Below are 465 nucleotides of genomic sequence, written 5' to 3' on the forward strand. Positions count from 1 at the left end.
TCGTCGTCGTCCTCGTCGCCCTCGCGCTGACCGGCGCGACCGGTGCGCGGATCGGCGGCGGATCGGTGCGGCGCGCGACCGTCCGCGTCGTCCTCGGCGGAGCGCTCGCCCTCGCGGCGACGTTCGCGATCGGGTCGCTCCTCGGGACGAGCGGGGTGGTGTGACGTGGCGAACATCCTGGTGGTCGAGGACGACCCCGAGATGGGTGTGCTCGTCGAACGCGGGCTCGTCGGCGAGGGGCACGCCGTGACCGTCGTGTCCGACGGCGTCGCCGCGCTCGTCCAGGCCCGCGCGCAGTCCTTCGACGCGGCCGCGATCGACGTCATGCTCCCGGAGATGTCCGGGTTCGAGGTCTGCCGTCGGCTGCGCGAGATGGGCGAGGACTTCCCGGTCGTGCTCGTCACGGCGCGCGACGCGGTGGACGACCGGGTCTTCGGGCTCGACTCCGGCGCCGACGACTACCTC

At 73.8% G+C, this 465-nt stretch carries 1 protein-coding gene and 1 pseudogene; both read left to right on the forward strand.

The window, feature by feature from the left end; translation table 11 throughout:
- A pseudogene (locus BIV03_RS20180) lies at positions 1 to 164 on the forward strand (VIT family protein); the annotation flags it as partial.
- A gap of 1 nt (position 165) precedes the next feature.
- Positions 166 to 465, forward strand: a 300-nt coding sequence (locus BIV03_RS17530) for a response regulator (RefSeq protein WP_139202064.1), incomplete at its 3' end; no start/stop codon positions are given.

Source organism: Curtobacterium sp. MCBA15_016 (genome assembly GCF_001865105.1).
Taxonomy (GTDB): Bacteria; Actinomycetota; Actinomycetes; order Actinomycetales; family Microbacteriaceae; genus Curtobacterium.